This window comes from Bacillus sp. FSL H8-0534, assembly GCF_038005885.1.
Taxonomy (GTDB): domain Bacteria; phylum Bacillota; class Bacilli; order Bacillales; family Bacillaceae_G; genus Bacillus_A; species Bacillus_A pseudomycoides.
Map to the genome: position 1 here is coordinate 1 of NZ_JBBOUC010000001.1, position 19,968 is coordinate 19,968.

General features: G+C 35.0%; 19 protein-coding genes, 2 pseudogenes and 1 riboswitch. Of the genes and pseudogenes, 15 read left to right on the forward strand and 6 right to left on the reverse strand.

Annotated elements, in window-relative coordinates; translation table 11 throughout:
• Nucleotides 1-102: 102 nt before the first annotated feature.
• The 4 genes and pseudogenes from MHH71_RS00005 to MHH71_RS00020 all read left to right on the forward strand — a co-directional run bounded on the left by MHH71_RS00005 (nucleotide 103) and on the right by MHH71_RS00020 (nucleotide 3,532).
• The gene (locus tag MHH71_RS00005; protein WP_003198630.1) at nucleotides 103-861 is read left to right on the forward strand and encodes an SDR family oxidoreductase; all 759 of its coding nucleotides are present in this window, start codon (nucleotides 103-105) and stop codon (nucleotides 859-861) included.
• A gap of 387 nt (nucleotides 862-1,248) precedes the next feature.
• The gene (locus MHH71_RS00010) at nucleotides 1,249-1,902 is read left to right on the forward strand and encodes a hypothetical protein (RefSeq protein ID WP_006095300.1); all 654 of its coding nucleotides are present in this window, start codon (nucleotides 1,249-1,251) and stop codon (nucleotides 1,900-1,902) included.
• A 112-nt stretch (nucleotides 1,903-2,014) separates the two neighbouring features.
• Nucleotides 2,015-2,271 (forward strand): annotated as a pseudogene (locus tag MHH71_RS00015) (aromatic ring-hydroxylating oxygenase subunit alpha); the annotation flags it as partial.
• Between the two features lie 274 nt (nucleotides 2,272-2,545).
• A complete protein-coding gene (locus tag MHH71_RS00020; RefSeq protein WP_006095302.1) occupies nucleotides 2,546-3,532 on the forward strand; it encodes an NAD(P)-dependent alcohol dehydrogenase in 987 nt (328 codons plus the stop codon).
• Nucleotides 3,533-3,720: 188 nt separating this feature from the next.
• Here the strand turns inward: MHH71_RS00020 and MHH71_RS00025 are convergent, their stop codons facing one another.
• On the reverse strand, nucleotides 3,721-5,037 hold the full coding sequence (locus tag MHH71_RS00025; protein ID WP_033798970.1) for a histidine--tRNA ligase: 1,317 nt from the start codon (nucleotides 5,035-5,037) through the stop codon (nucleotides 3,721-3,723).
• A 447-nt stretch (nucleotides 5,038-5,484) separates the two neighbouring features.
• Here MHH71_RS00025 and ybaK point away from each other — a divergent pair, with 447 nt between their 5' ends.
• Complete coding sequence (ybaK, locus tag MHH71_RS00030; RefSeq protein WP_006095305.1) at nucleotides 5,485-5,958, forward strand: Cys-tRNA(Pro) deacylase; 474 nt, start codon at nucleotides 5,485-5,487, stop codon at nucleotides 5,956-5,958.
• Between the two features lie 303 nt (nucleotides 5,959-6,261).
• Here ybaK and MHH71_RS00035 read toward each other — a convergent pair whose 3' ends face one another.
• On the reverse strand, nucleotides 6,262-6,471 hold the full coding sequence (locus MHH71_RS00035; RefSeq protein WP_033799665.1) for a hypothetical protein: 210 nt from the start codon (nucleotides 6,469-6,471) through the stop codon (nucleotides 6,262-6,264).
• 426 nt (nucleotides 6,472-6,897) lie between these two features.
• On the opposite strand from MHH71_RS00035, the gene rraA reads away from it, so the two are divergent.
• From rraA to MHH71_RS00070, 7 genes are all read left to right on the forward strand, one after another.
• A complete protein-coding gene (rraA, locus tag MHH71_RS00040; RefSeq protein ID WP_033798971.1) occupies nucleotides 6,898-7,383 on the forward strand; it encodes a ribonuclease E activity regulator RraA in 486 nt (161 codons plus the stop codon).
• A 385-nt stretch (nucleotides 7,384-7,768) separates the two neighbouring features.
• Nucleotides 7,769-9,598, forward strand: coding sequence for a DUF4430 domain-containing protein (locus MHH71_RS00045; RefSeq protein WP_033798972.1), 1,830 nt, complete (start codon nucleotides 7,769-7,771; stop codon nucleotides 9,596-9,598).
• Nucleotides 9,599-9,653: 55 nt separating this feature from the next.
• Nucleotides 9,654-10,445 (forward strand): DUF4430 domain-containing protein, encoded by a 792-nt coding sequence (locus MHH71_RS00050; RefSeq protein WP_006095310.1) that lies wholly within the window; start codon nucleotides 9,654-9,656, stop codon nucleotides 10,443-10,445.
• A 22-nt stretch (nucleotides 10,446-10,467) separates the two neighbouring features.
• The gene (locus MHH71_RS00055) at nucleotides 10,468-11,346 is read left to right on the forward strand and encodes an energy-coupling factor transporter transmembrane component T (RefSeq protein ID WP_033798973.1); all 879 of its coding nucleotides are present in this window, start codon (nucleotides 10,468-10,470) and stop codon (nucleotides 11,344-11,346) included.
• Nucleotides 11,319-12,980, forward strand: coding sequence for an ABC transporter ATP-binding protein (locus MHH71_RS00060; RefSeq protein ID WP_170959248.1), 1,662 nt, complete (start codon nucleotides 11,319-11,321; stop codon nucleotides 12,978-12,980). Before MHH71_RS00055 ends, MHH71_RS00060 begins: the two co-directional genes overlap by 28 nt.
• Nucleotides 12,953-13,675, forward strand: coding sequence for an ECF transporter S component (locus MHH71_RS00065; protein WP_018766309.1), 723 nt, complete (start codon nucleotides 12,953-12,955; stop codon nucleotides 13,673-13,675). Before MHH71_RS00060 ends, MHH71_RS00065 begins: the two co-directional genes overlap by 28 nt.
• 214 nt (nucleotides 13,676-13,889) lie before the next feature.
• On the forward strand, nucleotides 13,890-14,600 hold the full coding sequence (locus MHH71_RS00070; RefSeq protein ID WP_006095315.1) for a YwiC-like family protein: 711 nt from the start codon (nucleotides 13,890-13,892) through the stop codon (nucleotides 14,598-14,600).
• Between the two features lie 46 nt (nucleotides 14,601-14,646).
• On the opposite strand, the gene MHH71_RS00075 is transcribed toward MHH71_RS00070, so the two are convergent.
• Nucleotides 14,647-14,838 carry a hypothetical protein gene (locus MHH71_RS00075; protein ID WP_006095316.1) on the reverse strand — a complete coding sequence of 64 codons (192 nt, stop codon included), beginning with the start codon at nucleotides 14,836-14,838 and terminating at the stop codon, nucleotides 14,647-14,649.
• A gap of 334 nt (nucleotides 14,839-15,172) precedes the next feature.
• Nucleotides 15,173-15,271, forward strand: a riboswitch (SAM riboswitch).
• Nucleotides 15,272-15,373: 102 nt separating this feature from the next.
• Between MHH71_RS00075 and MHH71_RS00080 the strand changes: the two genes are divergently transcribed.
• From MHH71_RS00080 to MHH71_RS00090, 3 genes are all read left to right on the forward strand, one after another.
• Entirely contained in the window at nucleotides 15,374-15,634 is a 261-nt protein-coding gene (locus MHH71_RS00080) for a hypothetical protein (protein WP_003202914.1), read from the forward strand.
• A 283-nt stretch (nucleotides 15,635-15,917) separates the two neighbouring features.
• A complete protein-coding gene (locus tag MHH71_RS00085) occupies nucleotides 15,918-16,493 on the forward strand; it encodes an NAD(P)H-dependent oxidoreductase (RefSeq protein ID WP_006095317.1) in 576 nt (191 codons plus the stop codon).
• Nucleotides 16,490-16,852, forward strand: coding sequence for a hypothetical protein (locus MHH71_RS00090; protein ID WP_033798975.1), 363 nt, complete (start codon nucleotides 16,490-16,492; stop codon nucleotides 16,850-16,852). Before MHH71_RS00085 ends, MHH71_RS00090 begins: the two co-directional genes overlap by 4 nt.
• 210 nt (nucleotides 16,853-17,062) lie before the next feature.
• Here the strand turns inward: MHH71_RS00090 and MHH71_RS00095 are convergent.
• From MHH71_RS00095 to MHH71_RS00105, 3 genes and pseudogenes are all read right to left on the reverse strand, one after another.
• Nucleotides 17,063-17,354 (reverse strand): annotated as a pseudogene (locus MHH71_RS00095) (TIGR00366 family protein); the annotation flags it as partial.
• 37 nt (nucleotides 17,355-17,391) lie between these two features.
• A complete protein-coding gene (locus MHH71_RS00100) occupies nucleotides 17,392-18,654 on the reverse strand; it encodes a serine hydrolase domain-containing protein (protein ID WP_006095321.1) in 1,263 nt (420 codons plus the stop codon).
• 100 nt (nucleotides 18,655-18,754) lie between these two features.
• Entirely contained in the window at nucleotides 18,755-19,954 is a 1,200-nt protein-coding gene (locus MHH71_RS00105) for an MFS transporter (RefSeq protein ID WP_018766314.1), read from the reverse strand.
• Nucleotides 19,955-19,968 lie beyond the last annotated feature (14 nt).

The window sequence follows — 19,968 nt, forward strand, 5'->3', positions numbered from 1 at the left end:
ATCCTCTGTATTCATGCAGGGGATTTATTTGTAAGGAATATTACGCATGATTCTAATTTACTAGAAGGTATATTTTATTTTGTAAAATAGGGGGAGAAACAAGTGACGAAAATAGCAATTGTTACAGGAGCGACACGTTTAAATGGAATTGGAGCAGCGATTTGCAAGTCGCTTGCTCAAAATGGCATTGATATTTTTTTCACGTACTGGCCTCGGTATGATAAGGCAATGCCGTGGAGTATGAATGATCAGGAACCATTTTTATTGAAAAGAGAGATTGAAAATTTTGGTGTTCGCTGTGAAATGGCTGAGGTAAATTTAGCTCAGTCCTATGCACCTAACCGCTTATTATATATGGTATCAGAACGATTAGGAGAACCGTCTATTCTGATTAACAATGCTGCGTATTCTACGGATACAAATGTTGAAGGGTTAGATGTAGAACAGTTAGATAAACATTATACGGTCAATGTGCGCGCTACGATGCTATTAAGTACATTATTTATTAAAAATTACACGTTTGAAACGAGTGGAAGTATTGTCAATCTTACCTCTGGACAATCGCTTGGACCAATGCCGAATGAACTTGCTTATATAGCAACGAAAGGAGCGATTGAAGCTTTTACTACTTCAGTAGCACCAGTTGCAATGAAGAAGGGGATTACTGTAAATGCTGTTGATCCAGGACCAACCAATACAGGGTGGATGACAGAAGAAATGAAGGCATATTTAGTAACCAGATTTCCTGCTGGAAGAATAGGAGAGTCGGTGGATGTAGCACGTTTAATAACGTTTTTAGTAAGTGAAGAAGCAAAATGGATAACAGGACAGATCATTCATTCGAATGGTGGATTTTATTGATAATTTATAATTATATTATGTAAACAAAAATGTTGAGAAATAATACGAAGTGAGAAATATTTTATGAATTTATTTTCTGTGTAAAATAATTGTATTGTCAGAAAATGGGGACTTCTGATAGTGAAAAATGTAATTGTGAATATATGGGTTATTTTTCGTGGTTCTTTATAGGTCAATACATCCTCCGATTTTTATTGAAGAAAGTATCGTATAAAGCATGTTATATAGAGTAGAAAAAACGCGGATTTTAAAATTAGATTCATAGTTAAGTGTCGTATAAATATGAAGATTTCTGTCGGAAAGATGATGGTTAGAACAAAAAGGAATTTTTATGGATAAATAGAATCGTAAAGAGGAGGATAAAAATGTAAATATAGGAGGCTTTTTATGAAAATGAAAAAAATAACAATTGCATCACTAGCAATTGGTACAATGCTCTCCATTACAGCTTGTAATACCTCCACAGAAAAAGATCAAGTGAAAAAGGAACAAACGAACGCGCAGGAAGAAGCGAAAACAACGAATGCTGATGAAACATCTACAATGAAAAACGATGAGAAAGAAACAAACACATCTACTAACGAAAAAACAGAGAAAGATCAAAAGAATTCCAAAGAATCATCTGGAACTGAGAGTAGTGCGAAAACAACAAATGAGAAAACGAAAGAAAAAGAAACAAGTACAAAAACAACAGACCAAGCTACTAATGGAAAAACTGAAACGAAAGATACAAATAAAGGCGTGGCTGTGAAAACGAATGTGAAAGCAGTTGCGCAACTTATTGACAGTTTGGATAAACAATTAGCTGCAAACCCTAAGTTAGATACAGTGAACAAACTAGGGAAGCAAATAAATGAAAAATGGGATGTAATCGAAAAAGAGTTAGAAGCGACTCATCCAACTGATTATAAAACAATTGGACAAAGCATGTATCCTTTAATTGTTGCAGCTGAAAAAGAAAAAATAGATGTGAAACGAATAAAATCATTAACGACGAAAACAAAGCAAGATTTGAATCAACTATTAAACAAACTCTCATAATATAATTTGGTTATAAAATAGAATATTTTATAGAAAAGGAGAAACAATATAGGTTTCTTCTTTTATTTGTGTCTATTAAAGCTCGAATTTTCATACTATAAAACGTACATATGATGAAGAAGAAACAATAATTTTTGGATTAGCAGGTAGAAATTTTGCGAAAAAAATTCCGTTCCTACATATTTTAGCCGGTATAGTTTGAAAGTTCTTCAAGAAGATCAAGTGGTAGTAGAAAGTCAGCACTCAAGACCAATTCCGGAAGCTTTAAAAATGGAGGCACATGTATACGCAGATGCAGCGCAAATGAAGTTTAGGCAGAGATGGTTTCAATTTTTAACAAGTGAAGGACGAAATTGCTATTTCGATTGATAAAATAAGAATACCATAAAATTGTTATGTAAACTTTATTTGGAATTATAGCTAAAAGATTATTTAGAAAAAAGTGGCCAACCTTTTAGTAAGCCGTCCTCTTTTGAGATACCCGAATTGGAAAAAGTATATATAAAAATAAGTATGATTTAAATACATTTTTTAATTAATAGGACAGGATAGTTTAGAACAATTATTGAAGAGTGAACCATTGTTCTATTTATTCATATTATCCGTATGATATTAATAAATAGAACAAAATGGAGGAAGATTAATGAAAGTAATTGTGTACACAAATTACGGTCCCCCCGACGTTCTTCAACTGAAAGAGGTAGAGAAACCTGTTCCTAAGCAAAATGAAATACTGGTCAAAATAAAAGCAACAACCGTAACAGCAGGAGATATTCGATCACGGAGTTTTACGGTTCCTCCTTCTGTTTGGTTACCAGCTCGAATCACACTTGGTTTTAGCCAACCTAAAAGAAAAATATTAGGAATGGAGTTAGCTGGAGAAGTTGAGTCAGTAGGGAAAGATGTCAAGCGGTTTAAGGAAGGAGACCAGGTTTTTGCGGCTACCCAAGTGGGTTTTGGTTCTTATGCCGAGTATATTTGTTTGCCTGAAGATGGAGCAGTATCTATTAAACCTTCTAATATAACCTATGAGGAAGCCGCTGCCATTCCAATTGGGGCACGTACAGCCTTGTTTTTTCTTAGAAAAGCTAACGTTCAGAGCGGTCAAAGTGTTCTTGTCTATGGAGCTTCTGGAAGTGTAGGAAGTTATGCGGTACAGATTTCTAAGTATTTCGGAGCAAAAGTTACAGGGGTGTGCAGTAACACAAATGTAGAATTGGTAAAATCTCTGGGAGCCGACCAGGTGATTGATTACACTGCAAAAGATTTTTCTACTACAGACGAGACTTATGATGTTATCTTTGAAGCGGTAAACAAAAGCACATTTTCAGATTGTATCAAATTGTTAAAGAAGGACGGTACCTATATAAATGTCGTTGAACCGTTGCCAAGTGTTCGAATGCTATGGACTAAATTGACAAGTAGTAAGAAACTAATATTAGGTCAAAATGCACCTGAAACTTCCGAAGCATTAGACTTCCTTAAAGAACTTGTTGAGACGGGGAGGATAAAAGCGGTTATTGACAGGTACTATTCGTTTGAAGAGATTGTGGAAGCTCATAGATATGTCGAGCAGGGACACAAGAAGGGAAATGTTGTCATAAATGTGGAGCATAATAACAAATCCTAATAAATAAAGAATGCTCTGAGGTGAATAACAATTTTTTTGGCAGCTGCTAAACAGTATGGCATTTATACATGTGATTAAACCTTCTAATAACACAAAAAACATTGATATAACAATAAAAAAGAAGAGCGAATTCATGTGCGAATTGCTCTGTTTTTTTATCTACTGCGGATACTTCAAAAGAGAACGGCTTAACCTTTTAGGAGGCTACTTTTTTTAAAATAGTCCTTTAAAGTTCCATCTTCAATGCAAGATAGGGGGAGCTTTATTTCGGTACCTTCCTTCATATTACGTAAAACAATGGTTTCTGTAGAGATTTCAGTATCACCGATAATAAGCACGTAAGGGATATTCTCTTTATTTGCGTAATTAAGGGACCGTTTTAATTTACGTCCAGCAAGTTCCAGCTCAACTTTGAAGGTACTTTTAGAACGCAAAAGTTGTGTAATTCGTAAACATTCCACTTCGGTGTTAATAGGAATAATGAAAATATCAGCACAAGTAGATTCCGTTTCTTTTTGCGTAAGAGCTGTATAAATAACATCCAAGCCAAAGGAAATCCCTACTGTTGGATAGGATGTATTGTCGTTACGAAAGGCTCCAATTATATTATCATAACGTCCGCCACTACCAATACTTGAAGTAATGCTTCCATCTGTTAAAAAAATTTCATAAACTGTGCCTGTATACATTGTAAGTCCTCTTGCTAAGAATGGATTGAAAACAGTATTGTCTTGGATACCAAGTGCAAGAAGGTATTGTTGTAATTGCTGTAGTTCATTGATTCCTTCCGTAACAAGTGAATTTGAGAAAATTTGTTTAAACTCATTAAGTTCTAATGTCATACAAGATTCAACTGTATGACAAACAACCTCTATAGTGTCATTTACTATTCCACGGCTTTGTAAATCCTTCCGTACACCGTCAATTCCGATTTTTTCAAGTTTATCTAATGATAAAATAACATCGTTTGTTTGTTCATCTTGAATTTCAACTGATTTAAGAATACCTGTTAATAACTTCCGATTATTATATTGAATTGTAACATCTAAGTTTAAAGTTTTGAAAAGATCAAATGCCATGGCCATTAATTCAGCTTCAGCAATAACAGATTCTACGCCGACTATATCAACGTCGCATTGAATAAATTCACGAAACCTTCCTTGTTTTATTGGTCCATCACGAAAGACCTTTCCAATTTCATAGCGTTTAAAAGGCAGCCTGATATCCGGATTCATTGCTACTACTTTTGCAAATGGAATCGTTAAATCATACCGAAGAGCGATTTCACGATTTCCTTGATCACGTAGTGTGTACATTTCTTTTAAAATTTCAGCACCGCCTCCATATTTATAAGCCATAAGTTCATACATATTTAATGTAGGTGTTTCAAGCGGTTTACAACCATATCGTTCAAAAGTCTCTTCACAAGCACATTTAATTTTATTTCGTAACAACTGTTCCGCGGGTAAATAATCTTTTGTTCCTTTTACATTTCTTACATCCATTTGAATCACTCCTTTTTTAAATTAAAAAAAGCTATGCAGGTATAAAAATACCCACATAGCTTTATGAATGCTTCGTGGGTAACAGGAAAAGCCCTGTACCCACGAAGAAAAAATTCTTCGGATACACGGCATTATGTATGATGATGATGAAGTTGGAAAGAAGTATTAGAATTAAACATATTCAATCTCTCCTTAAGTTTTTTCAAAAGTATAACAAATGATTTTTGAAATATCAATGTTTTTTGAAAATAAAAACAAGATTAATGGATGAATTAATCCTACTGTATATAAACAGTTTGAGTCATAGAATATGCTTGTCATTACTTGTTAAAAAATAGCAAAGTAAGCTACAATACTTATGTATTTGAAATTATATTTCCAACGTCTTTATCTCAATTCATATATTAAATAGTACATATAAATTTGTTGCAGGAGGATTTTAGCACAATGGAATACAAAACGAATGTAATGCGATTATTAGATAAGAAAAAAATCAATTATAAACATTATAGCTATGTGGATACTGATGCGATTAGTGGAATAGATGTTGCTTTGGTATTAGGACAATCTCCTAATCAAGTATTTAAAACACTAGTCACCATGGGAAAATCAGGGCAGCACTATGTTTTTGTTGTACCTGTCAATAAAGAATTAGATTTGAAAAAAGCAGCTTCTAGCATTCGTGAAAAATCAATAAGCATGCTGAAATCTAAAGATTTACTCTCGCTCACCGGCTATATTCATGGTGGCTGTTCACCGATAGGGATGAAAAAATATTTCCCTACGGTCATTGATAATAGTGCTATGGAGTTGGATACAATGATCTTTAGTGCCGGGAAGATAGGGTATCAAGTTGAACTAGGACTAGATGAATTTAAAAAAGTAATTCGCTTTGAACTACACGATATTGTAGTTGAGTAGTATATTATTAATTCCGATGATTGAGTTGGAGATATAATAGATCCATGTACTGGAATGTAATAAAAAGAGCCATTTGGCTCTTTTTATTATTTTATCCCGCATTAACGGGCAGTAAGACCCCCACCTCAAGATTCAGAGAGAAACGAGGAAGATAGGTCGGGGATCAACTGTCCGTAAAAGCCCGATTGGTTCAACTAATAATCAGTGGGGGATGAAGAAAACCCCCACTGATTAAAGTTTCACTTTATTGAGAAGGCTTGCTCTTCTTAATGGAGTGAAGATAGTGGGGCTAGGTACTGAAATTTAATTCGTATTATTTTGGAATTTCGGTATCTTTTTAATGCCTTCGGTTCCTATGATACTGCCAATAAGTGCAATTAATACGCTTGAAGAAATAAATTTGACTACATAATAAATTCCTGTTCCAGTAACCAAATCTAAGATTAAAAACTTTTTTATGGTTGAGCCTTTTATTATATGAATAACAATTTGATCATTTTTTCTATTCAATATTGTCACACCCTTATCCTTTTACAGAATTTGTGAGCGGGAAAGCCCACGTGCTTTAGCTGTGGGAGTGGTCAAAAGGAAAGGTTGTCATATTCACTCATGACTACATAATAGTTATCTAATTTCAGTGTTGATGATTAAAAAGTAAAAAGAGGTTAACTAGCTTTTTAACAAAAGCTTCATTATAAAAACAAAAGAGCAGCTAGCAAAAGCTAACTGCTCAGCCCCCAGGGAAAGGGAGAAAAGATTGTAGGTACTACAAAATTGTATAAAAGCTATTCACCAGCCTTTATACAGTATGTACGGAATTTGAAATATTATGCAGATGGGAAAGAAGCTATAGTATACAAAATTTCGCAATATAAGACAGGTGAAAAATAAAACGACAAGAATATGTAACATATATTGAAAAAGAAGAGAGGGAGAAAGATGTGGAGAACGACAGATCTTTGTGATGCTTTTGAAGGAGACGTACAAGTATGTAAGCCTATTTTTCAATCATATGGGAAGAAAGAACGATTTCATGGAAAGATTGCTACGGTTAAAGTGAAAGATGATAATGTATTAGTAAAGGAAGCACTGCAAACTTTACCAGAGGGGACTGTGTTAGTAGTTGATGGAGGTTCTTCTACGAACTGTGCGTTACTTGGAGATAACTTGGCAAACATTGCAAAGGAACGAAATATAGCAGGGATTATTGTATATGGATGTGTTCGTGATTCTAAGGAACTGCGAAACATAAATATTGGTATTTTAGCATTAGGTACAATGCCGAAGAGAAGTAGAAAAGAAGGAAAAGGAGAAACAGAAATTCCTTTGCAATTTGGAGAAATTGAGTGGATTCCTAATCAGTATGTGTATGCTGATGAAGATGGTATTATAGTATGTAAACAACCGATTCATAGTAACCTGTAGTAGCTATATAATAGAAGCTTTATAATTTAATGTAACCGGCTATTATTCTTAGAAAATAAATCAGAGAAAACATAGACAAAATCTCGTGTCAATAGTAAAATAATACAGAAATTTATAATTTGATGAATGTATAGGTATGTCGTTTATACGATAACTTTAAAAGGAAATTGGTGGAAATAAAAATGGGTTCGCCGCTAAAAGTGAATGTTATCACAATGATACATTCATCAGCTACAGGATCTTTCCTATACAAATACAACCGCTACCTATGCGGATAGGAGGAGGTGTTGTGCATTTTGGTTTAGCACTCACGGTAGAGTGCTATTGCACGCCCTTGAAGGGCCTTTTTTTATGTATATGTAAGCAAAGGGAGGAATAACCAAGGATGGCAATGATAAAAAAATGGCTGCTTACGTTGATAATGGCAGTGGCATTAGTATTTGTTTCATTTACAAATACTGTACATATTACGTTTGCTGAAGGGAAAACAGCAACACTTGCGATCATTGGGGAATCGCAAAAAGGAGTTATTTTATGTCCGAAAGAAGTGTCAATTGAAGATGGGGAAACAGCCTATAGTTTGTTACAAAAAGTTATGGGGACTAAAGTAACAGCTGAGAATACGAAGTATGGTATGTATGTTAAAGGTATTGACGGTTTAATGGCTGGTGATATAAGTGCTACAAGCGGATGGGCATATGATGTAAATGATCAAGCTGCCATGGTAGGGGCAGATAGTTATAAATTAGAATCTGGAGATGTTGTTGCATTTCGTTTTGTTGTAAATTGGGACAATATGAGCATAGAAAAGTTGCAACAAGTACTCGATAAGAATGGAACTTGTAAAAAAGATTCAGGTACAGCAAAACCAGAGGGACAAAAACCAGAAGAACAAAAGCCGGATGGACAAAAGCCTGAGGAGAAAAAACCAGAAGAACAAAAGCCAGATGGACAAAAACCTGAGGAACAAAAACCAGAAGAACAAAAGCCGGATGGACAAAAACCTGAAGCTCAGAAGCCACAAGAACAAAAGCCTAATGAGTTGAAAGAGCCAATCAAAAATGAATTACTAATGAAGCAATTAGATCAAGCGATTGCTAAAACATCAAAAAAAATGATGGAAGATGGAATCGATAGTGATTGGGTAGCAATTGCACTTGCTCGTTCAGGAAATAATATTCCAGTAGAAACAAAGATTAGTTATTTACAATCTTTAACACAAAAAGTGGAAAAACGTGTGGAACGATTTAGCGCTACAGATATAGCAAGGACTGTTTTAGCGGTATCAGCGGTAAATGGAAATCCAACAAATGTTGCAGGAAAGAATTTAGTTCAAAAACTATATCAATCTGAAAAACTAAATTCTGTTACTGGTTATACATTTGCTTTACTTGCACTTGATACAAAAAAATATGAAGTACCGGCTGGAGCAAAGTGGAATCGTGCGGCTTTAGTAAAAGAGATTTTAAATGGACAGCATACAGACGGTGGTTGGACATACAATGTTGAAAGTAGTAAGAAAGAAGCTAGTAATATTGATGTAACGGGTATGGTTTTATCGGCATTAGCGCCATATCAGAAACAACCAGAGGTAAAGCAAGCTGTAAAAAAAGCAGTAAAATATTTATCAAATAAACAATTGAACACTGGCGGATTCGAAGCTGATGGCCAAGAAAATTCTAATAGTGTTGCACAAGCAATTATTGGACTTGCTATTACAGGGATTGATCCAACTAGTGAAGCATTTACTAAAAATAATGTAAACGCAGTTCAAAATTTAATATCATACCAACTTGCAAATGGTGAATTTAAATGGTTGCCAAGCGACGAAGAGGGTAGTAGTATGGCTACTGAACAAGCACTTTTAGCACTTGTTCAATATAAGGCATTTGTAAATGGTAAAGGTTCTATATATGATTGGACAAATTCATCAACTGAAGATGATATAAACTTAGTTGATGAGCCGAAGGAACCTGTAGTGGATGAGAGCAATGTGATTGAAAAGCAAGAAGTCATTCAAAAACAAGAGAAACAAACAAACGATGAGAACTCTCGTGTTGTTACGAAAGATAACACAGTAAATAATGAAAAAACTGCGAAAAATCGTCAGTTACCAAAAACAGGAGCATCTGCTTGGGATACTGCTATGCCAGTAGGAATGGGCGTATTATGTATCGCTTCAGCATATGTTTTATGGAGACGAAAAGCAGCTTAACAAAAATTAGGAGCAATGATTTGCTCCTAATTTTATTAGGAAAGGTGAGAAAAACATGAATATGATGAAATGGTTATTCTCAGTTGTCCTTTCATTTGGATTGCTTGTTGGATGTAGCCAAAATGAATCGAAATCTGAACAAAAAGCAATTTCAAAAACGGAACAAAAAGAGAAACTGAAACAAGAAGAGAAAAAGGAAGAAAGTAAACCGGAAGAACAGCAAGAATCAGTAGAGAAAAAGCAACAAGAAGAGCTACAAAAGGACAATCAGGAACAAAAATCGCAAGAACAACCTGAAATAAAGAACGAAGAGAAAAAAGAGCAAGAACCAGTTGCTCAGCAAAAACAACAAGGACAAACAAAAGCGCAGCAAGAACAACCTGAGCCAGCGAAAGCGCCAGAAGCAAAAGAAGAGGCTAAAGTAGTAAATCAGCCGAAAGAAACACCGAAGCAGGAACAGCAGAAAGATCCCAAGGCTAAAGTAGTACCAAAGCCAGAACCTCAACCTCAACCTCAACCCGAACCAAAGCCAGTACCAAAACCAGAGGAAAAGCAAGTTACCATTTCTGTACATGGAGATCAGGGGTATTTATTAGGTGCGAAAAAAGTAGATATGCAAGAAGGAACTACAGTTTTTGATGTACTAAAGAATACGGGATTGGAGATTGATTCAACTGGATCTGGAAATAGTAAATATATAAAAGGAATCAATGACTTATATGAATTTGACAAAGGACCGAAAAGTGGATGGAAATACCGTGTCAATGGTACTTTTCCAAACCGAAGTGCAGGTGCATATAAAGTAAAACCAGGAGATAAAATCGAATGGGTATATGTGTTAAATTAGGAAAGGGCTTTAGGTAAAGGTTATGAAAATCATTTTTTCTTCTTTACATCCTTTTGTGAATTTTTTCTATTATATTGGGGTGATGATACTATGTACGATGTGTCTTCACCCTCTTTTTTTAATGGGTGCGATTATTATGATTGTACTGTTAAACATCATGCAAGGAAATGGCGAGAAAATAAGAACAATGTTACCAAGCACATTTGTTTTCTTTGTAATGGTGATTGTGTTAAATCCTTTGCTAACGCATAGGGGAGCGACGACATTGTTTCGTTTAGGGGATAATCGAATTACATTAGAAGCGTGCATGTATGGGTTAATAATGGGATTATTATTACTTACTATTATGTTCACATTTACTTCCTACAATGACATGATTTCAAGTCATAAATTTTTGTATTTATTTTCACGGATTTCACCGAAAGTGGCGCTATTGACAATGATAACAGTGCGTTTTGTTCCTTTATTCATCCGGCGTTTAAGACAAATTACACTTGTTCAAAAAACAAAAGGTGTTCAATTAGATTCAGGCTCATTCATAGGGAGAATCAAAAATGGAATGAAACTCTTGCAGGTGTTGCTTGTTTGTTCTCTAGAAGATGCATTACAAACGGCAGATTCTATGCAAGCGCGTGGATTTGGAGTGACGAAGCGTAGTACGTACATTCGATATCGAATGGAAAGGAAAGATTGGTATATACTTGCCTGTTTAGTGATTTTATTACTAAGCTGTTTTGTGTTTAATTATTGTGGTGCTGGTAAACTATTAATCTATCCAAGGGTGGAATCACTTGTATTTCAGCAATATGATGGACTATTATTCGTGTTATTTATACTGTTTATTAGTTTACCAATCATAATGGAAGGGAGGGAATGGTTATGGTGGCGCATGCAGAAATAAAAAACTTAGCATTTACGTATGCTGATGAAAAAGTACAAGCATTAACAGGCGTTTCCTTAGCGGTTTCTCAAGGTGAATTTATTGTGCTCGCTGGTGGTTCAGGATGTGGTAAGACAACACTTTTGAAACATTTTAAGAAAGAGTTACTCCCAATTGGAAAGCGCACAGGTAGTATGTATTATAATGGAACTTCTTTACTGGAGATGCCAGACTTATTGTCAGCACAAGAAGTGGGAATGGTGTTTCAAAATCCAGAAAATCAACTTGTTATGGATACGGTAATTCAAGAATTGGCATTTTCTCTTGAAAATGTTGGTTTAGAGACAAGTATAATTCAAAAGAGAATCGCTGAATTAATTAGTTTTTTAGGTTTTCAAGATTTGTTACACCAGTCTGTTCACACGTTATCGGGAGGACAAAAACAACTTGTTAATTTAGCGGCAGTTCTTGTTTTGCAACCTAAATTGTTACTGCTTGATGAACCGACAGCACAGCTTGATCCAATTGCAGCAAAAGATTTTTTAGGGTTATTGAAACGAATTAACGAAGAACTCGGGATTACAATTATCATGAGTGAACATCGTTTAGACGAAGTAATGCCACTAGCAACTCGAGTTGTGTTTATGAATGCTGGGGAAATTATTTATGATGGAATTCCGCAACAGGTTATATCTAAAATGTGGACAGTAGAAGAATTCCGACCGTTTATTCCTCAAATTCCAAGATTGTTTTTAGAATGGAATGTAGAGCAAATACCCTTTACGGTAAAGGGAGCACAAACACAAATTCATTCCGAGTTACCTATCGAACATGAAGTGCCAGTTATATCGCAAACAGAAAAAAAAGAAGTGATTTTACAAGTAAAACATATATCCTTTCAATATGAAAAAAATAGCCCTTTTATTTTACGGGACTTAACCTTATCAATTGAACAAGGGAAGTGGACTGCGCTTGTTGGGAAAAATGGTACTGGAAAATCAACACTTTTAACCATCTTGGCAGGATTAAACAAAACTAGAAGAGGAAAAGTACGGTGGAACGGAACGGAGATTCATAAAATTGATTCAAAGGAACGATTTAAAAGAATAGGTTTTGTATCGCAACATCCATATTATCATTTTACATTTGAGACGGTGTGGGATGAAGTTTTTGAAAGAGCAAATGAATTATATGGTGATATAGGGAAAAAAATCGCAGGAGATATGTTGAAAAGATTTTGGCTTCATTCTATTCGAGATCGTCATCCACATGATTGTAGTGGGGGAGAACAACAGTTAATCGCACTATGTACGGCTTTATTATCGAAGCCAAATTTATTATTACTAGACGAACCGACAAAAGGGCTTGATCCAGAAAAAAAAGAAAAATTAGGTGTGCTGTTTCAAGAGTTACAAAAAGAAGGAACAACAATTGTGATGGCAACACATGACATTGAATTTGCAGCTAAATATGTTGATCATTGTATGATGTTATTTGATGGGAACGTAATTATGGATGATACACCAAAGAAATTCTTTAGTGATAATTTCTTTTATACAACATCTATTAATCGTTTTATTCGCAAGCAATTACCTTATGCATTAACGTGGGAGGATGTGTACAAATCGTGTCCAAGCGATATTTTGCTCTCATAATGCTTAGTTTCATTATTGTAATAAGTACGCTTCTCTTTACTTCTTTTGTAACAGATAAATATTATATTTGGTGTAGTTTATTTTTATTATCCATTATCATGTTACCTTTTTATATACGATTTGAGAGGAAAGCATTTGTTTCACGTGAAATAGTCATTGTAGCTGTTTTAGCAGCAATAGCAGCAGTTAGTCGTGTACCGTTTTCCATTATGCCGAGTGTACAACCAACATCTTTTGTTATTATTGTATCTGCAATTGTTTTTGGAAGTGAAACAGGCTTTATGATTGGGGCAACGGCAGCACTTGTATCTAATATATTTTTAGGACAGGGGCCTTGGACACCGTGGCAAATGTTTTCTTGGGGAATGATAGGCTTTATAGCTGGTTTACTTCGAAATACATTTATAATGAGAAAGTTATGGGGGAGAGTCATCTATGGGTTCATAGCCGGCTTTGTTTTTGGCTGGATTATGAACTTGTGGGGGATACTTGGCTTTTTAGAAGGATTAACATGGAAAGACTTTATTGCATACTACGCTGCAAGTTTTTACTTTGATCTAGCTCATGCACTCTCAAATGTAATTTTTCTTGTTTTGTTTAGCTCATCGTGGATTAGAATTATTACAAGGTTTAAAAAGAAATATGGAATTTTAGATGATGATAAAGAGCTATTATCTCAAGTAAACAAAGCATAAGTACATATCATAAAGCATAAGAATATAAAGTAGGGTCGCGACTTACATATTCGTTTGCCTCTTTCATGCTTCTTACCACTGGTGAGAAGCATTTTTTCATACATATTATATTGTGAAAAATGTCAAGAAATCGATTTAATATGCTTCGATTTTTATATGAGATTTTTTATATAATAGTAAATGAGAAAAAATTCAAAGAGGAGATGCCTTATTCATGAAGCTAGTTGTTCCAAAGCAGCACGGTGCATGGGGGATGCTGCTGATTCCATTTATACTTAGTGTAATACTTGGTAAAGCTACTTTCTATCATATTCCACTCTTTATCGCTTGGTTATTTATCTATTTAGCAACATATCCATTTTTAATGTACATGAAGCAACCGCGAAAGAAAGCATTTTTACATTCAGCAATTATTTATTTTATTATTGCATGTGTCTTCGGTATACTATCTTTACTATACGAGTGGAGAATTCTTTTCCTCGCAGCTGTTATGATTCCGCTCTTTTTTGTGAATATATATTTTGCTCGTCAAAAAAGGGAACGAGCTTTAGTAAATGATATTTGTGCAATACTTGTTTTCTGCACGGGCGGTTTGATTAGTTATTATTTTTCAATGAAAACAATTGATGAAACAGCATGTTGGATTGCAGCAACTTCTTTTTTATACTTTTTAGGTAGTACATTTTATGTGAAAACTATGATACGTGAAAAGAATAACCCGACATATCGTTATGTATCATGGGGATATCACATTTTCTTAACTGTTGCATTGTTTGTAGTAAACCCATGGCTTTCTCTAGTTTTTATACCTAGTCTAGTTCGAGCAATTATATTATATGGTAAGAAAATATCTATTTTAAAAGTAGGGGTTTTAGAAATCGTTAATTCTGTATATTTTTTAATTGTCACGGCAATACTGTTTTAGTATGCCATTTGAGTTACATCCCATCTAGTAAATAGATGGGATGTATTTATTCTTGTTCCAAAATATGAACCGCATGATCACATTTTTGTAAGGCGTGCTCCACAGCCTGTAAGGATTGTTCTATACGTTCTCGATTATCACTTTTTTCGACTGTTTGTAATGCGTTTTCTAAAGATTGTTTTGCTTCATGTAAAGAATGATAAGAATCTTGAACATATCCACGTGCGTTTTTGCTCATTATATATTACTCCTTTATCCCGCTATTTGTGGGCAGTAATACTCCTACCTCAAAATTCGGTGAAAGAAAAGAAGTTAGGTGGGAGTTAAACTGCCCGTAAAAGCTCGATTGGTCGGGCTAATAATCAGTGGGGGATGTAGAAAACCCCCACTGATTAAAGTTCCACTCTATTGCATACACTTCTAGTATGAACGTTAGAAAAGAAAATATAACTTGTTTTAAATGTTTTATCCCTGCTATTACAGATAGTAATGGTTCAATTGATTAAAGTTTCACTTTATATGATTTGACAATTGAAATGAAAATGGCTATAGTAGGCTATAAAGTGAATATTTTCTTATCCAGAGAGGTGGAGGGACTGGCCCGATGAAACCCAGCAACCGCGATGCAGGTGCTAATTCCAGCAGAACATATTTGTTCTGGGAGATAAGACGAAGATATATACGTAACTTCTTCTTATCGAAGAGGTTTTTTTGTTGCAAAAAAACCGATTCTAAAAACAACAGAATAAGAAGAAAGGGGTTGCAATTGTACTGTGACACTTGAAAAATACGTAAAGCTGCGTAATGCAGTATATGAATATATGATGGAGCAAGATAAACCAATATCACTATTAGATATTCAAGAACATATCGTTTCGCATCATGAAGGAAAATTCACGAAAAAAATGTTACACCAATTTTATTTATCAAGGTTATTAGACGAATTGAAACTGGATGGGAAAATTACTTTAGCTGATGAAGAATACCTCTATGCTGAAAAAGGGGTATATTATAAGGCGCGAAAAGGGAGCTAGGCTCTCTTTTTTCATGCTATAATTTATCTGAAAATTAAAAGGAGTATGTAGAGTAAAAGACTGCAGAAGCAGCCTGATACAAGGGAATGGTGTTGAGTGTGTAGTGTCAAAAGTTGAATATGCCCTGAAAGAGGCATTTCATTCGGCTAAAAACGAAAAGAGACACCTTCGCCGAGTAGGTGTCAGTTGTTGTGTCATGTAGGCTTGCTACTTGACATGTATTAGAATATCATGCAAACCAGGCGGAGTCAAAAGGGAATTTAAGGAAAGGTGTTGTTTGGAGATGAATGTACTAATCATATATGCACATCCCAATCCATCTAGTTTCAATGCAGCTATATTAGAACATGTACAAAAAGGACTGCAAAAAACAAATCATTTTGTTACATTGCTTGACCTATATAAAGAACAATTTAACCCAGTACTTATTTTTAATGAAGATAAGAGAAGACGTGATTTAGCATATGAAGAAGAGACAGAAAAATACAGAAGATTGATCAAAGAGACAGATTTTTTTATTTTTATTTATCTAATATGGTGGTGGGGAATGCCAGCTATTTTGAAAGGGTTTATTGATCGCGTTTTTGTTACAGGATTTTCTTATAAATATGAAGGGGCGTTACCAAAAGGATTACTCATAGGAAAAAAAGCATGGGTTATTAATACTTTAGATTCGCCGTTATGGTACGTGGCACTCTTATATCGCTCTGCTGATTGGGTGATTATGAAAAAGGGGATTTTACGATTTTGTGGTATACGCCAAATAAAACGTTCAGTCTTTCAATCTGTAAAAACAAGTAAAGCGATAAAACGGGAAAAGTGGCTGCTAGAAATGCAAGAAAAGGCTAAAAAATTATGAGTGAAATAGAAAACATAATGAGATGCTGTAATCGTACTGATGAATTGTTCCGTACATATATTGCTTGTTTGCTTCAATTGAAACACCATAGCGAGATGTTTCAAAAAGTGTATCAAGAACTAAGAGTTGATTATTTAGTAAGGGGAATTTGTGAACGGGAAGTCGATGGGGTTATTAAAGAAAGTAAGGAGTATAAGATGTATGACTTACCCAAAGCATTACGGTGGGATCTTTTACGAGCAAACCCTTCGAGTATAGAAAATGTATGTACAGAATTATTTGGGTACGGGAGTTTAAATTTCACTACTAGGGAATGGGGAAATGTGATTATATGTATTGAAAATGAACAATCACAATAATAGTTATTATGTAAAAAAGCTAGTATAAAACTAAGTCATATCGTTTTCAAATCAGCGAGGGGAAAGGGTTACTTTTTCGTTTTTATTGAGATTGTGTAGAAATAATAAAGTTATTTCATTTTTCTTCTAAGAACACTCCCCTTCTGGCAAACGATATATAGGAAATTTTTTTAGTTGTTTCGTAATTGTTTTATTTAGTATCATTTTGATTTAAATAAAAAGAAAGCATAAACTGATGATTACCCCTGCATATAGTAAATTAACAACACAAAACCCTATCATATCGCGCACCTAAACCAACAATGGCTAATACAGGTAATGCCCAGAAAGGCTGTATTAAGTTCGTCCAAGCATCGCCCCAAGCGATTGCCATCACAGTTTTCGCGGTAGGTACACCAAGTTCCGTGCCAGCTGGGATCATTTTAGGGGCTTGAACGACTCATTGTCCGCCTCTAGATGGAACAAAAACATTTACAATTCTCGAGCTTAAAAATGTGAATAATTGAATGTTTTGATGAATCATAAATAAAGAAAAGCTTTCACTCCTGTGAAAGCTTTTCTAAGTGTTTTGCAATTTGTATATACATATTGGAGTAAGTAGAATGGACATCACTGCTCGGACTAGCATTTGATGAAAAGTGTACAATCACCATATTTGCATTTGGATCGATATAGAGGCATTGTCCGTAACTTCCTAACACTTCAAAAGCGCCCTGTTCGTTATGAGGAATCCACCATTGATTATGATAAGAAATAGGTGCACCTGGCCCGATTGCTAATTCGCCTTCTTGTACGCTCTTTACACTTTCCGAAATAGAGGAAGGGAGAACTTGCACGTCATGATAGCGACCGTTATGTAAAATCAATTGCCCAAATCTGGCCATATCTCTTGCAGTGGCATTTAAACCGGCGCTTGCCTGTTCAACTCCTGTTTCATCCGTAATATAATACGCATTTTCTTCCATACCTATTTTGGACCAAATTCGTTCACTTACATTTTCGGCTAATGATTTGCCGGTCACTGTCCGTATAATCCAGCCGAGTGTTTCAGATGAGCCGTTATTATATGAAAATGCAGTTCCAGGTGATGCTGTTTCTTTTGCTTCTCGTAACATATCATAAATTTTCATTGGGCCATCATAGTTTTTAGCACGAGGAAGAATATTACTAGCTAAATATAACTGTGCATCTTGATTTTCTAATCCCGGTTGTATATACCCATGTGTCGGGTATTCAGCAGAAACCTGCATGTCCATTAATTGTTGAATTGTTGCTTTCCCGAAAGGTGTATTTCGTAATTCTTTGACATATGTTTCAGCGGTCTTGTGTACATTGATGAGTCCTTCTTCGGTTAATGATTGTACAAGTGCACCAGTAAATACTTTTGCTAAAGAGGCCATTCCATGCGGCCCATTTTGTTTATATCCATTGAAATAATGCTCGTAAACAAGTTTTTCGTTATGTACAATGACAAATGCATCTGTTTTATTCTCATCTAATAGTTTTTTTAAAGGAATATTGCCTCCATTTTCCTTTTTAACAGAAAAATCATCTAAGTTTTGTAATGCAGTAGGGAATGGGGATACTTGCTCAGGATTATTTTTCACTTCGCTCGTTAACGTTAATTCTTTCATATGTGTGTATGACCAACGTAAGTAGGGGTCTTGTAACCAGTTTTCCTTTGTCACGTTCTCTTTAGAAGGAGAGACTTTGTTTTGTTTGAAAAATGCAAATCCAAGCCCAGTTACTATAAATAGTAGTGTAAGTATGAGCAATAAAAGGGGAGATTTTTTAAAGTTCATCTATGTACCTCCTTGTTATTTCTACAGTAAGTATACGCTCGTTTTCTTAGAAATACAAAATAAGGAAAGTAAACAGAGGAGTTTACTTTCCTTATTAACATTAAGCTGATAATTTTCTGTCTGTATGTTGCTTTTTGAACTTTTGTTTTCTGCCATGTAGACCATAATAAATAAGTAATGTGAATGCAACGATAATGGCAGCAATGAAATACATATTATGATAACTTGATTTTGCAGCTACTATACCTAATATGAAAGAACCGAAACCAATACCGCTATCAAAGAATGAGAAATAAGTGGCTGTTGCTGAGCCGCGTCGATGGTTTGGAGCCGCGGAAATAGCAATGGTTTGGAAACTTGGAATTAATGTTCCGTAGCCTAAACCAATTAATACACCTGCACCAAGGAACCAAAATGACGTTTGTGCTTGGCTTAAGATGAACATTCCAATTGTAAAAATAATAATCGAAGGATAAACAAGTATATTTTCACCGAAACGATCAAATATTTTCCCTGTGAATGGACGAGAAAGTACAACAACGAGTGCGTACACAATAAAGAAGTAGCTTGCAACTTCTCCTAAACCAATTTCTTTTGCATAAATAGGAATAAAAGATAAAATGCCACTATAAGAAAATGCTAAAACAAATCCTGTTAGAGCAATTGGAACTGAAGAAGGTTCAATTAAATCTTTCCATTTCATTCGTTCACGTTTTTGTTTACTTACTGGCTTTTCATGTGGAATATTAACAAGTAAACCTAATAGAAATGCTAGTAATGAAAATACAGAACAAACGATAAATAGAATAGTAAATGAAAAGTGCGAAATAATCGTTAAACCTAAAAAAGGACCGATTACCATCGGCAGACTCATAAATACACCAAAATAGGCAAGTGCTTCACCGCGGCGATGCGGTGGTGCGACATCTGTTACAATTGTACCTGTTGCTGTAGTCGCCATTCCAAACCCAATCCCGTGAAGGAAGCGCAGGGCAAGTAATAAAAATAAACTTTGTGCACCGAAATACATCACGGTAGCAGCTAAAAATAACGAAAGTGAAATAAATAATATTTTCTTTCTCCCTAAATCGTCAAGCCACTTTCCGGTAAATGGGCGGCATAGGACAGAAGAAATAAGGAATACTGTTGCGACTAAACCAATTTCTTCTGGTTTTCCTTTCAATCCGTCTATTACATAGACGGGCAGGGTGGTCATAAGCATGTAAAACGTTAAAAAGAGAAACAGACTACTAAAACAAGTTCCAAGGAAGTCCTTCGTCCAAAGTCTCTCACTTTGCATCGTCATCCCTCCAA

Excerpts from the sequence above, each read along its gene's own strand:
- MHH71_RS00010 (WP_006095300.1), top strand. The coding sequence starts at position 1,249 with ATGAAAATGAAAAAAATAACAATTGCATCACTAGCAATTGGTACAATG.
- MHH71_RS00020 (WP_006095302.1), top strand. The coding sequence starts at position 2,546 with ATGAAAGTAATTGTGTACACAAATTACGGTCCCCCCGACGTTCTTCAA.
- MHH71_RS00025 (WP_033798970.1), bottom strand. The coding sequence starts at position 5,037 with ATGGATGTAAGAAATGTAAAAGGAACAAAAGATTATTTACCCGCGGAA.
- ybaK (WP_006095305.1), top strand. The coding sequence starts at position 5,485 with ATGGAATACAAAACGAATGTAATGCGATTATTAGATAAGAAAAAAATC.
- rraA (WP_033798971.1), top strand. The coding sequence starts at position 6,898 with ATGTGGAGAACGACAGATCTTTGTGATGCTTTTGAAGGAGACGTACAA.
- MHH71_RS00045 (WP_033798972.1), top strand. The coding sequence starts at position 7,769 with ATGGCAATGATAAAAAAATGGCTGCTTACGTTGATAATGGCAGTGGCA.
- MHH71_RS00050 (WP_006095310.1), top strand. The coding sequence starts at position 9,654 with ATGAATATGATGAAATGGTTATTCTCAGTTGTCCTTTCATTTGGATTG.
- MHH71_RS00055 (WP_033798973.1), top strand. The coding sequence starts at position 10,468 with ATGAAAATCATTTTTTCTTCTTTACATCCTTTTGTGAATTTTTTCTAT.
- MHH71_RS00060 (WP_170959248.1), top strand. The coding sequence starts at position 11,319 with ATGGTTATGGTGGCGCATGCAGAAATAAAAAACTTAGCATTTACGTAT.
- MHH71_RS00070 (WP_006095315.1), top strand. The coding sequence starts at position 13,890 with ATGAAGCTAGTTGTTCCAAAGCAGCACGGTGCATGGGGGATGCTGCTG.
- MHH71_RS00075 (WP_006095316.1), bottom strand. The coding sequence starts at position 14,838 with ATGAGCAAAAACGCACGTGGATATGTTCAAGATTCTTATCATTCTTTA.
- MHH71_RS00085 (WP_006095317.1), top strand. The coding sequence starts at position 15,918 with ATGAATGTACTAATCATATATGCACATCCCAATCCATCTAGTTTCAAT.
- MHH71_RS00090 (WP_033798975.1), top strand. The coding sequence starts at position 16,490 with ATGAGTGAAATAGAAAACATAATGAGATGCTGTAATCGTACTGATGAA.
- MHH71_RS00100 (WP_006095321.1), bottom strand. The coding sequence starts at position 18,654 with ATGAACTTTAAAAAATCTCCCCTTTTATTGCTCATACTTACACTACTA.
- MHH71_RS00105 (WP_018766314.1), bottom strand. The coding sequence starts at position 19,954 with ATGCAAAGTGAGAGACTTTGGACGAAGGACTTCCTTGGAACTTGTTTT.